Origin of the sequence: Pedococcus bigeumensis, from assembly GCF_039531795.1 — a bacterium.
In the GTDB taxonomy this organism is placed as follows: Bacteria; Actinomycetota; Actinomycetes; order Actinomycetales; family Dermatophilaceae; genus Pedococcus; species Pedococcus bigeumensis.
Genome location: NZ_BAAAQS010000003.1, coordinates 105,522 through 116,232 on the forward strand (window position 1 = coordinate 105,522; position 10,711 = coordinate 116,232).

10 protein-coding genes are annotated in these 10,711 nt (G+C 71.6%); 3 read left to right on the forward strand and 7 right to left on the reverse strand.

What is annotated here, in order from left to right; genetic code table 11:
- Positions 1-80: 80 nt before the first annotated feature.
- Positions 81-1,016 carry a hypothetical protein gene (locus ABD262_RS11085; RefSeq protein ID WP_344135643.1) on the reverse strand — a complete coding sequence of 312 codons (936 nt, stop codon included), beginning with the start codon at positions 1,014-1,016 and terminating at the stop codon, positions 81-83.
- A 140-nt stretch (positions 1,017-1,156) separates the two neighbouring features.
- On the opposite strand from ABD262_RS11085, the gene acs reads away from it, so the two are divergent.
- Positions 1,157-3,139 (forward strand): acetate--CoA ligase, encoded by a 1,983-nt coding sequence (acs, locus tag ABD262_RS11090; protein ID WP_425564851.1) that lies wholly within the window; start codon positions 1,157-1,159, stop codon positions 3,137-3,139.
- On the opposite strand, the gene ABD262_RS11095 is transcribed toward acs, so the two are convergent.
- Positions 3,105-3,740 (reverse strand): hypothetical protein, encoded by a 636-nt coding sequence (locus tag ABD262_RS11095; protein ID WP_344135649.1) that lies wholly within the window; start codon positions 3,738-3,740, stop codon positions 3,105-3,107. The genes acs and ABD262_RS11095 overlap by 35 nt on opposite strands.
- A 59-nt stretch (positions 3,741-3,799) precedes the next feature.
- The gene (locus tag ABD262_RS11100; protein WP_344135652.1) at positions 3,800-4,171 is read right to left on the reverse strand and encodes a VOC family protein; all 372 of its coding nucleotides are present in this window, start codon (positions 4,169-4,171) and stop codon (positions 3,800-3,802) included.
- A 212-nt stretch (positions 4,172-4,383) separates the two neighbouring features.
- Between ABD262_RS11100 and ABD262_RS11105 the strand changes: the two genes are divergently transcribed.
- Entirely contained in the window at positions 4,384-4,830 is a 447-nt protein-coding gene (locus ABD262_RS11105) for a ferritin-like domain-containing protein (protein ID WP_344135655.1), read from the forward strand.
- A 66-nt stretch (positions 4,831-4,896) separates the two neighbouring features.
- Here ABD262_RS11105 and ABD262_RS11110 read toward each other — a convergent pair whose 3' ends face one another.
- A complete protein-coding gene (locus ABD262_RS11110; RefSeq protein ID WP_344135658.1) occupies positions 4,897-5,700 on the reverse strand; it encodes a glycerophosphodiester phosphodiesterase family protein in 804 nt (267 codons plus the stop codon).
- A 173-nt stretch (positions 5,701-5,873) separates the two neighbouring features.
- Entirely contained in the window at positions 5,874-6,692 is an 819-nt protein-coding gene (locus ABD262_RS11115) for an IclR family transcriptional regulator (protein WP_344135661.1), read from the reverse strand.
- 114 nt (positions 6,693-6,806) lie between these two features.
- On the opposite strand from ABD262_RS11115, the gene aceB reads away from it, so the two are divergent.
- Entirely contained in the window at positions 6,807-8,450 is a 1,644-nt protein-coding gene (aceB, locus tag ABD262_RS11120) for a malate synthase A (protein WP_344135664.1), read from the forward strand.
- 136 nt (positions 8,451-8,586) lie between these two features.
- Here aceB and ABD262_RS11125 read toward each other — a convergent pair whose 3' ends face one another.
- Both ABD262_RS11125 and xdhC read right to left on the reverse strand, forming a co-directional pair.
- Entirely contained in the window at positions 8,587-9,897 is a 1,311-nt protein-coding gene (locus ABD262_RS11125; protein ID WP_344135667.1) for a guanine deaminase, read from the reverse strand.
- The gene (gene xdhC, locus ABD262_RS11130) at positions 9,894-10,709 is read right to left on the reverse strand and encodes a xanthine dehydrogenase accessory protein XdhC (RefSeq protein WP_344135670.1); all 816 of its coding nucleotides are present in this window, start codon (positions 10,707-10,709) and stop codon (positions 9,894-9,896) included. Before xdhC ends, ABD262_RS11125 begins: the two co-directional genes overlap by 4 nt.
- Positions 10,710-10,711: the final 2 nt, after the last annotated feature.

The window sequence follows — 10,711 nt, forward strand, 5'->3', positions numbered from 1 at the left end:
GGGCCCCGCGCAGGGCGCCCCGACCGTTCAGCCGCGGCGGCCGGCCCGGGAGGCCGCCCCGCGCAGGGCGCCCCGACCGTTCAGCCGCGGCGGCCGGCCCGGGCGGCGTCGAGCTCCGACACCCGTCGCTTGCGCGCCGCCGCGACGCGCGCCGTCGCGACCCGGCCGGCGACCAGCACGCCGGCCACCACCGCGGTGACCCAGAGCCAGGGCACGAGCTCGCGCAGCTGCGTCTGGGAGTAGGTCCACCACTGGGTGCGTGCGAAGTCCCACGCCGGCTCGGCGACCCGACGGGCCTGCTCCCCCACCGTGAGGCCGCCGCCCGTCCCCGGGCGGAGCACGTCCCAGCCGTACTCCAGGGCACGGGCGAGCAGGGCGAACAGCAACCAGGTCAGGGCCAGCCGGACCACCGAGAGGATGGTGGGGGCGACGCGCTGCCAGGTGGCCACCGCGAACGGCAGCGCGAGCGCCACGGCGACGGCCGCCTGCGTCGGCCAGGACGCCGGTGAGAGACCGGCGACCACGACCACGACCGTGGCCCCGGCCACGGGACCCTTGGAGCCACGCGCGCCGAGCGCGATGCCGATGAACGCCGCCGCCGCGAGCAGCCCCGCCAGCACGGCCCGCTCGTACGGGTACTCGTCAGCGGCAGGGGCATCGAGCAGCCAGCCGAGACCGCTGAACACCACCACGATCGCGAACCGGGGCCAGGGCGAGCGGACGAGCAGGGAGACCGAGGCTGCCGCAGCGGTCGCACCGAGGAACAGCACGTCGCCGTCGAAGACGCTGAGCGGCAGGTGCAGCCACGACGTCACCCCGGCGAACCCGACCGGCCACCAGAGGAGGGCCGCGAGCAACAGCGCCACCTCCGGCCAGACCTTCCGGGCCAGCGCCCGTCCCTGCTCCAGCCGGGGGGGCGACGGGGTGCCGGAGCCGGCCCTGGAGGCGGCGCTCGTGGGAGTGCTCGGGGGGCTGTTCGTCGGGGTGCTGGTGGGAGGGCTGGCGGGGGTGCTCACGGCGCCCAAGGCTAGCCGTTGGCCGCTCGCAGCGTCCGTCGACCGATCATCGCTACCGCTCCCCTTGATGCGCGGGCCGGATGAAGGTTGGCTGGGGTCGTCACCGCGACCTCGAACGCACCTGCGAGAGTCGCCTGCCGATGCCGCCAGGAGGAACCACCGTGTCCGAGCCCACGACGACGAGCCACACCGAGGGTCTGGACCTCGCACCCACCCCCGAGTCCGCCGCCCAGGCCAACGGCAAGGCCGACCTCTACGACGCAGCCGCCGCGGACTTCGAAGGGTTCTGGGCCGACCAGGCGCGCCAACGGCTGAGCTGGGCCAAGGACTTCGAGCAGACGCTCGACTGGAGCGGGGCGCCGTTCGCGAAGTGGTTCGTCGGCGGTGAGGTCAACGTGGCCTACAACTGCGTCGACCGCCACGTCGAGGCCGGCCACGGCGACCGCGTCGCCATCCACTTCGAGGGCGAGGGAGGCGACACCCGCACGATCACGTATGCCGATCTGCAGCGTGACGTCGCGAAGGCCGCCAACGCCCTGGAGTCCCTGGGCGTCCGCAAGGGCGACCGGGTCGCCATCTACCTCCCGATGATCCCCGAGGCCGTGGCCGCGATGTTGGCCTGTGCACGCATCGGCGCCCCCCACTCCGTCGTCTTCGGTGGGTTCTCGGCCGACGCGCTGCGCACCCGCATCGCCGACGCCGAGGCCAGACTCGTCATCACCGCCGACGGACAGTTCCGGCGCGGTAAGTCCGCTCCGCTCAAGCCCGCGGTGGACGCGGCCGTCGAGGGCGACAGCAGCGTGGAGAAGGTCCTCGTCGTCCAGCGCACCAAGGACGCGGTCGAGTGGCACGACGGGCGCGACGTCTGGTGGCACGACGTCGTCGACTCCGCCAGCGACCAGCACGAGGCTGTCGCCCACGACAGCGAGCACCCGCTCTTCATCCTCTACACCTCGGGCACGACCGGGAAGCCGAAGGGCATCTTCCACACGACGGGCGGCTACCTGACGCAGGCGGCATACACGAACTCGGTGGTGCACGACGTGCACCCCGAGACGGACGTCTACTGGTGCACCGCCGACATCGGCTGGGTGACCGGCCACTCCTACATCGTCTACGGGCCGCTCGCGAACGGCGCCACCCAGGTGATCTACGAGGGCACCCCCGACACCCCGCACCAGGGCCGCTGGTGGGAGATCGTCGAGAAGTACAAGGTGTCCATCCTCTACACGGCACCGACCGCGATCCGCACGTTCATGAAGTGGGGTGACGACATCCCCGCCAAGTTCGACCTGTCCTCGCTGCGGCTGCTCGGCTCGGTCGGCGAGCCGATCAACCCCGAGGCCTGGCTCTGGTACCGCAAGAACATCGGCGGCGGTCACGCCCCGATCGTCGACACGTGGTGGCAGACCGAGACCGGCGGCATCATGATCAGCCCGCTGCCCGGCGTCACCGACCTCGAGCCCGGGTCGGCACAGAAGCCGATCCCCGGCATCAGCGCCGAGATCCTCGACGACGAGGGCAACCCCCTGCACGAGGCCGAAGCCGTCGGCTACCTCGTGCTGACCAAGCCGTGGCCGGGCATGCTGCGCGGCATCTGGGGAGACCCGGACCGCTACCGCGAGACCTACTGGAGCCGGTTCGGGGAGAAGTACTACTTCGCCGGCGACGGGGCGAAGTACGACGCGAAGGGCAACATCTGGCTGCTCGGCCGGGTCGACGACGTCATGAACGTGTCGGGGCACCGGCTGTCCACCGCCGAGATCGAGTCGGCCCTCGTGTCGCACCCGTCGGTGGCCGAGGCGGCCGTCGTCGGAGCGACCGACGAGACCACCGGACAGGCAGTGGTGGCGTTCGTCATCCTGCGTGGCGGCCACGAGGACCACGGCGACGACACGGTGCAGGAGCTGCGCAACCACGTGGCCAAGGAGATCGGCCCCATCGCCAAGCCGCGCTCGATCATGGTCGTCTCCGAGCTCCCCAAGACCCGCTCCGGCAAGATCATGCGCCGCCTGCTGCGTGACGTCGCCGAGAACCGCGAGGTCGGTGACGTCACGACGCTGGCCGACTCCTCGGTCATGAACCTCATCAAGGAGGGCATGGGCGCCGGCAAGGAGGACTGACCCCCGGTGGCGGCCCGGCCGGCGGTCGGGCCGCCACCGCGACCCCAGCGGTCCAGCCGGGGGCCCGACCTCCCCTCGGCGGCCGAAACGCAGCGCCCGACACGTCATGGCCGCTGCGGACCAGCAGCCACGAGACCAGCGAGTTGGAGTTCCACATCTCGCCCGCCCGCAGCTCGTCGCGGCCCCACGTCACCCTCGGGAAGTCTGCCACCACCGCGAGGACCTTCCTGGCCGTGAGCTCGTCGGCGCTCACCAGCCGCGGGCTGTCCACCGCAGCTGCCGCGTCGGGGATCCTTCCGTCCCGCCAACACCGGACCTCGTAGCGGAAGAGTCGCCACCGGCCCAGCGCCGGCACCCCGACCGGGCCCTCACCGACCACTCCGCGACCGGGATCGGTGGAGGCCCACACGGGCGTCATCTCGATGGCGTGGGCCGACCCGTCGACTCGCACGACCAGGCCGGTGTGGAACAGGTCCAGCCGGGCCCTGCGGTCGCGCCACGCCGACACGGTCTCGTAGAGGGACCCGCTGGTGCGCACGCACCCGCCACCCTGCCCCGAGCCCAGCGGCAGCCAGTACAGCTCGACACCAGGCCCCGACATGGGGCCAGCCTGTGACGGACGCCGTCGCGCCGGTCAGGGTCGAAGGTCCCCCGGGAGCGTCAGCTCGTGCAGAGGCAGAACGGGTGACCGGCCGGGTCGAGCATCACCCGGAACGTCGTCCCCGGCTGGTGCTCGTGCCTGGTCGCGCCGAGCGCGGTCACCTCGGCCTCCGCGGCGTCGAGGTCGTCGACGACGACGTCGAGGTGCATCTGCTGGGGCACGTCCTGGCCGGGCCAGACGGGCGCCTTGTAGTCCGCGACCCCCTGGAACGAGAGGCACTGGCCGTAGTCGGACTTCACGTCGATCCAGCCGTCCGACTCGTCGGCGTTGGCGGTGTCGACGGTCCAGTCGAGCATCGCGCCGTAGAAGGTGGCGAGCGCCGCGGGATCGGGACAGTCGAGGACGATGCTGGGGAAGCGTGCGATGGCCATGCGCCGCACGCTAGCGGCCGTTCCGGACGATCGGCTACCTGATCGGCCCGGCGCCCCGGCACACAAGCGACCATGGGTCTTGGGAGTGCGTGGGTCTTGGGAGCGCGTGGGGTTTGAGAAGGCGTGGGGTTTGAGAGGCGTGGGGTTTGGGAAGGCGTGGCGCGGGTAGGCGATCAGTGCACGCCCACCACCGACAGAAGGAGCACCAACCCATGTCTGCTGACGAGAAGGTCGCCAAGGACCTCGTGGAGACCCTCAAGGACGGGCAGAACGGCTTCGCCTCCGCCGCCGAGAAGCTGCGCGACAGCAACAGCCCCGACGCCGCCGCCACCTTGGAGCGCCTCTCCGAGCAGCGCGCCGGCTTCGCCCGCGACATCGTGGCCATGGGCTTCGCCTACGGCGACGACGTCGACGAGAGCGGCTCGGTCGCCGCGGCGGTGCACCGCGGGTGGATCTCGCTCAAGGACACGCTGACCGGAGACGACGCCTCTGGTGTCCTCGGGGCCGCTGTCACCGGCGAGGACCACGCGGTGTCGGAGTACGAGAAGGCGCTCGCGGAGGACGACCTCAGCGACGGCTTCCGCGCGACGATCCAGCAGCAGCACGCGGCGATCGTGACCGCGCGCGACGAGGTCAAGGCCCTGCAGCACCTGACCTGAGCCACGCCTCTCTCCGCACCGCGAGCGCTCGTCCCGCACCTGGGACGGGCGCTCGTGCGTTGCCGCTCAGGAGGCCAGCGACCCCCGGGCGACGGACGCGCCGGATGGGACCGGCATCGCGGTCCACTCGCCCCGCGCCAGGAGCACCTCGCGCAGCAGGTCCGGGCGGTCGGTGATGATGCCGTCCACCCCGGCGTCGAGCAGCCGCACCATCGAGGGCCGGTCGTTCACCGTCCAGACCACGACCTTGACCCCGATCCCGTGCGCCCCCGTCACCAGCCGTTCGACGAACACCTGGACCCGCCCCAGCCGGTCCGGCACGTGCAGGAACTCGGCTGTCGCGAACCGACGAGCGGGCGGCATACCGGCGCGGGCACACGTCACCACCGCAGCCAGGGCCCGCCAGCCCAGGGCGGTCCGCACGCCCGGCACCTGTGCGCGCACGACGTCGAGGCACCCGTCCCACGCACCAGCAATGCACACCCGCTCGCGGAAATCCTTGTGCTGCAACACCTTCGTGAGCGCACCGATGGCCGAGCGCTCCTTGAGGTCGACCGTGAACCTGGCGTCCGGGAAGGCTTCGAGCGCCTCGGTCAGCGTCGGGATGGGTTCGCGCTCCAGGACGCGCAGCCGCCGCAGCTGCGCGAGGGTATGCCGCGCGACCGGGCCGCGCCCGTCCGTCACCCGGCCGAGGGTCGCGTCGTGGAAACAGGCGAGCTCACCGTCGGCGGTGATGCGGACGTCGGTCTCGAGGTAGCGGATGCCGAGTGCGGTGGCCATCCCGAAGGCGGCCATGGTGTTCTCGGGCGCGAGGGCAGCACCTCCGCGGTGGGCGAGGGCGATGGGTCCGAGCTCGGAGCCGTAGGCCATGACCCCAGCGTGCCGAAACCGCGCGGTCAGCGGCCCCCGAAACGGGCTCGGGAACCACTGTTCACCCCACAGAAGGCAACCGTTCGCCCGATGCCGGCACGCCGTCATCCCCAGCGCACCGGGAGGTCTCGGACCGGGGCCGGCGGGCTGCCTCAAGGGGGCGTGGCCGGGCCTCAGCCTTCGGCGGTCGCGCCCCGCATCTCGGCCGAGATCGCTTCTGCCACTGCGTGCATCGGCCCGGTCGCGCCCTCGATGAACGAGTCGGTCATGCGGGGCAGCGGACCAGACACCGACAGAGCCAACGGTTGGGGCGAGCCCGGGATGGCGACGGCGACGCACCGGACGCCGACCTCCTGCTCCCCCTCGTCGAGCGCGTAGCCGCGCGCGCGGGTGCGGTCCAGCTCGGCCGCGAACGCCTCGGGGTCGGTGATGGTGTGCTCGGTGCGGGCCGGCATCCCGGTGCGCGTGAGAATCGCCTGCACGGCATCGGGATCCATGCCGGCCATGATCGCCTTGCCCACACCGGTGGAGTGGGGCAGCACCCGTCGCCCGACCTCGGTGAACATGCGCATCGAGTTGCGGCTGGCCATCACCTGGCCGATGTAGACCACCTGGTCGCCGTCGAGCATCGCGAGGTTGACCGACTCGCCGAGCTCGTGGGCCAGGCGCTCCATGTGGGGGCGCGCCCACCGGCTGACCATTCGCGAGGTCGTCTCGCCGAGCCTGATGAGGCGCGGGCCGAGGGAGTACTGCCGGGAGGCCTCCTGGCGGACGTAGCCGAGGTCGACCAGCGTCCGCACCAGCCGGTGGATCGTCGGCAGGGGCAGCTGGGCGTCGTTGGCGAGCTGCGAGAGGCTGATCACGCCACCGGCGTCGGCCATGGTCTCGAGGATGGCGAAGGCGCGCTCCAGCGACTGGACTCCGCCGCCGGCCGGCTTTGTCGCACGGGCGGGGGTCGCCACCGCGTCGTCGGTGGTCGGTTCGGTGCTCATATATCTCTCCCCAGTCCTTCCCGAATGAGAAGAAGATTTCGTATCATGGAACAATCCTAGTCGGCGAGCCGCCACCTCGGCACGCGACACCACCTACTTCTCCCGAGGATGCGCATGTCCGAGCCCACCACGCCCACCGTGCACCCTGTGTCCGCCGTCGTCGTCGACGCCCCCCACGAGGTCGAGCGGAGCGCGGAGATCCTGAGCCCCGACGCGCTGGCCTTCCTCGGGGAGCTGCAGGCGCGGTTCGGCACCCGGCGTGACGAGCTGCTGGAGGCCCGCCGGTCCCGTCGCGCCGAGGTGTCCCGGACGGGCCGGCTCGACTTCCTCGACGAGACCCGCGAGGTGCGGGCAGGCGACTGGACGGTGGCGCCAGCCCCGGCCGACTTCGCCGATCGACGGGTCGAGATCACCGGTCCGACCGAGCGCAAGATGGCGATCAACGCGCTCAACTCCGGCGCCAAGGTGTGGCTCGCCGACCTGGAGGACGCCAACACCCCCCACTGGGACAACGTGATCGGCGGGCAGGTCAGTCTCTACGACGCGGTCCGCCGCACCATCGAGCTCACCACCCCGCAGGGCAAGCACTACGAGCTCAAGGACCCGGACGGCATCCCCGTCATCGTGCCGCGGCCCCGTGGCTGGCACTTCGACGAGGAGCACCTCACCCTCGACGGGCGTCCCCTGGTCGGCGCGCTCGTCGACTTCGGTCTCTACTTCTTCCACAACGCCGCCGAGCTCCTCGAGCGAGGGAGCGGTCCGTACTTCTACCTGCCCAAGATGGAGTCACACCTCGAGGCACGACTCTGGAACGACGTCTTCACCTTCGCCCAGGAGTCGCTCGGCATCCCCCACGGCTCGATCCGCGCGACGGTGCTCATCGAGACCATCCCGGCGGCCTTCGAGATGGACGAGATCCTCTACGAGCTGCGCGACCACGCCGCCGGGCTCAACGCCGGCCGGTGGGACTACCTGTTCTCGATCATCAAGTACTTCAGGGACTCCGGGCCGTCGTTCACCCTCCCAGACCGCAACGCCGTGACGATGAACGCGCCGATGATGAAGGCCTACAGCGACCTGCTGGTGAAGACCTGCCACCGGCGCGGGGCGTTCGCGATCGGTGGCATGGCGGCGTTCATCCCGAGCAAGGACCCCGCCGTCAACGAGGCGGCCTTCGCCAAGGTGCGGGCCGACAAGGAGCGCGAGGTCGGGGCCGGGTTCGACGGGTCGTGGGTGGCCCACCCCGGCATGGTCGAGCTGTGCAAGGAGGTCTTCACCGGCGTCCTCGGCGACTCCCCCAACCAGCTCGGCAAGCAGCGCGACGACGTGTCGGTGGCCGCCGCCGACCTGCTCGACGCTGCCTCCACCCCGGGCGACCGCACGCTGGACGGCCTGCGCGGCAACGTCTCCGTCGGCATCCAGTACCTCCAGGCGTGGCTGCTCGGCAACGGCGCGGTCGCGATCCACAACCTCATGGAGGATGCCGCGACGGCCGAGATCTCGCGCAGCCAGATCTGGCAGTGGCTCAACTCCGGCGCGACCCTCGCGTCCGGCGAGACCGTCACCCGCGAGCTCGTCGACGAGGTGGTGGAGAGCGAGTATGCCGCCCTGGCCGAGGCCGTGGGCGACGACGAGACCGCGCGGGGGGCGTTGGAGACCGCGCGGAGGTTGTTCGTCGAGTGCGCGCTCGACCCCGACTTCCCCGACTTCCTGACCCTCCCGGCCTACGCCGAGGTCCTGAAGGCCGAACGCGCCTGACCCTCCGCCCCCCCCGGCGAGCCCCACGAGGAACCTTTGCTAGCAAGGGTTCCTCGTTGGTGGACAGGTTGCACGGTGTCCGCCAACCAGCAGCCTTTGCTAGCAAAGGTTGCTGGAAATGGGGCTGGGGCGGGCGTCAGGTGCGGCGGGGCATCCGCCAGCGGCCGGCGGCGATCTGGTCACCGCCGACCCAGACCCCGCCGATGTCGGAGGTCGTGCCCAGCGCGAAGACCTTCGACAGCGCGTCGTCGGCCGACTTGGCGTTGCCGAGCCCGACGGCGAGCGGGTCGCCGGCCTCCGGCAGCAGCCAGATCGCGTCGAACTGCTTGCCCACCGACAGGTCGCCGACCTCGTGACCGAGCCCGAGCGACCGGGCACCGGCCGAGGTGCACAGCCAGAGCAGGTGCGCCGAGGTCAGGGGCAGCCCCGCGTCGCCGAGTAGGCGCTGCATGAAGTAGGCCTGCAGCCCCTCCTTGAGCATCGAGAAGCCCGTGCCGGCGCCGACGTCAGAGCCCATCGCGACCTGCACGCCGGCCTCGACATGGCGCCGCAAGGGAAAGAGGCCGCTGCCGAGCGCCGAGTTGCTGGTCGGGCAGTGCGCGACCGAGGCGCCGCGTGCGGCGAGGGTCGCCAGCTCGGGGTCGGTGGGGTGCACGTTGTGGGCGAGCACCGAGCGAGGGGTGACCAGCCCGTGCCGGTCGTAGGTGTCGACATAGGAGGCGCCGCCGAACAGCTCGGCGACCTCCTTCACCTCGGCGGTGTTCTCGTTGACGTGGGAGGTGAACCAGGATCCGTCGACCTCACCGAACGTCGCGGCGCACGACTCCAGGATCGCGTCACTGGCCGACAGCGAGAAGCGCGGCGTCACGGCATACCGCAGGCGCCCCTTGCCGTGCCAGCGCGAGGCCAGGTCGCGCGACTCCTCGTAGGCCCGCGCCGGCGTGGTCAGCAACGGCTCGGGCAGGATCCGGTCTGAGGTGACCAGCCCGGTGGTGACCCGCAGACCCCAGAGGTCGGCGGCCTCGAACATCACGTCGACCGCCGAGGCGAAGTGCGACCCGAACACCAGCGCAGTGGTGGTGCCGGCGTCGACGAGGCCGGTGACGAAGTCCCTCGCCACCCCTCTGGCCATGTCGACGTCGGCCAGCCGCATCTCCTCCGGGAGGGCGCACTGGTCGAGCCAGTCGAGCAGTGGCATCCCCAGCCCGCCGATCACGCGCACCTGCGGGAAGTGGACGTGGGTGTCGACGAGCCCGGGCAGGACCATGCCCTCGCGGAGGTCGAGGACGTCCTCGTCGGGGTGCTCGGCGCGCAGCGTCGTGAAGTCGCCGCGCGCGACGATCACGCCGCCCTCGACGAGCAGCCCGCAGTCGTCCTGGGCGCGCAGCACGCCACCGTCGAAGGGGTCGTCGGGCGTGTCGAGCACGGTGGCCCGGAAGAGGGTCATCGGGCCACCTTCGAGGTCTCGGACTCGAACACCCGGACCAGGTCGGCAGCCACGCTGAGCGCGATCGTCGCCGGGTCCTTGCCGGTGAGCTGCGGTGACCCGATGGGCGTCTGGATGCGGGCGAGGTCGGCGTCCGAGTGTCCTTCGGCAGCAAGGCGTTGGCGAAAGCGCGACCACTTGGCGGACGAGCCGATCAGGCCGATCGACCCGAGGTGCTCACAGCGCAGCGCCGCATCGCAGAGGGCGGCGTCCTCGGCGTGGTCGTGCGTCATCACGAGGACGTGCGTGCCCTGCGGCACCTGGCCGAGGACGAGCTCGGGGACCGGCGCGTGGTGGACGTGGACCCGCGCCGTCGAGTCGTCGAGGACCCCGAGCCGGTCGGGCCCGAGCTGGTCGGCGCGAGAGTCGACCAGGTGGAGCTCGAGGTCGTGGCGCGCGAGGATGCGGGCCAGCTCGAGACCCACGTGGCCGACCCCGAAGACCGCGACCGCCGGCACCACCGCGAGCGGCTCGAGGAGCACCTGCACCTCACCGCCACAGCACTGCTGGCCGTGCTCGGCGGGCGACTTGTCGTTGAGGGACAACGAGATCTGTTCCGGCGCCGGCCCGCCCTCGGCCAGCATCGTGCGAGCCCTGGCCACGGCAGTCGCCTCGAGGTTGCCGCCACCGATGCTGCCCCACGTCGCGCCCACACCGACGACCATCTTGGCCCCGGCCTCACGCGGTGAGTGTCCTCGCACCGAGGTCAGCGTGACGAGCACGCCGGGTCGGCGCTCACGCCGCAACCGCTCGACGGCAGACAGCCACTCCATGG